Source organism: Kitasatospora sp. MBT66, from assembly GCF_000710405.2.
GTDB lineage: Bacteria > Actinomycetota > Actinomycetes > Streptomycetales > Streptomycetaceae > Kitasatospora > Kitasatospora purpeofusca.
In genome coordinates this window covers 825,987-826,268 of the sequence record NZ_JAIY01000010.1, presented here as the reverse complement: position 1 = coordinate 826,268, position 282 = coordinate 825,987, and the positions used below count along the sequence as shown (strand labels likewise).

Sequence of the window (282 nt, the reverse complement as noted above, 5' to 3'; positions counted from 1 at the left end):
GGCCTGTTCTGCGCCCACCCGCTGGTGCGTACCCTGCTCGGCGACGAGGAGGCCGCGCCCTCGGAGTGCGGCGCGCCGGAGGCCTCGCTGCCGGGCGAGCGCAGCCTGAACGCGATCCGGGTGAGCTTCGGCGCCGGCACCCCGGACGAGCACGTGGACCGGTTCCTGACCGCCGTCCGCGAGCTGGTCACGGACGGCGCGGCGTGGAGCTACCGGAACGAGGGCGGCCGCTGCGTCGCGGACACCCGCCGGGAGGGCTGAGGCCCCGTCGAGGACCGTCGC

At 77.0% G+C, this 282-nt stretch carries 1 pseudogene; it reads left to right on the top strand.

Going from position 1 to position 282, the window contains the following annotated elements:
* Positions 1-261, top strand: a pseudogene (locus tag BI06_RS53885) (cysteine desulfurase); the annotation flags it as partial.
* Between the last annotated feature and the right edge of the window lie 21 nt (positions 262-282).